Origin of the sequence: Denitromonas iodatirespirans (assembly GCF_018524365.1) — a bacterium.
GTDB classification, from domain to species: Bacteria; Pseudomonadota; Gammaproteobacteria; order Burkholderiales; family Rhodocyclaceae; genus Nitrogeniibacter; species Nitrogeniibacter iodatirespirans.
This window is the reverse complement of sequence record NZ_JAEKFT010000148.1, coordinates 1-373: the sequence shown is the minus strand read 5'-3', so window position 1 is coordinate 373 and position 373 is coordinate 1. Positions and strand designations below refer to the sequence as shown.

Sequence of the window (373 nt, the reverse complement as noted above, 5' to 3'; positions counted from 1 at the left end):
CTTCGAAGACGAGCGCGATCGCCTCGGGGTGTCGTTGCACCTGCGTCTCGAACAGCGCGTGCATCGTGGCGTCGCGATCGTAGGCTTGGCGCGTCTCGTTCCAGCCGATGAGTACTTGGTGGCGTTCTTGATCATCGAGGATCTGCAGTTGCCCCACCTGGGTGTCGGCCGGCGCCTCGACCATGGCTTCGAGCAGACGGGTCCAGTAGCCGATGAAGCGCGCCACGGTGGCCGGATCGAACAGCACCGTGGCGTATTCGAGCGAGCCGACTATGCCCTCCTGCGTCGGTTGCAGGGTGAGCGTGAGGTCGAACTGGGCGGTGCGATGCTCGGTCTCCAGCGCACTGAGTTCCAGACCGCTCAAGCTCAATTC

General features: G+C 63.8%; 1 protein-coding gene. It reads right to left on the bottom strand.

Annotation, left to right across the window (positions count from 1 at the left end):
• The coding region (locus I8J34_RS24340; RefSeq protein ID WP_214364207.1) for a condensation domain-containing protein at positions 1 to 373 on the bottom strand (373 nt) is incomplete at both ends.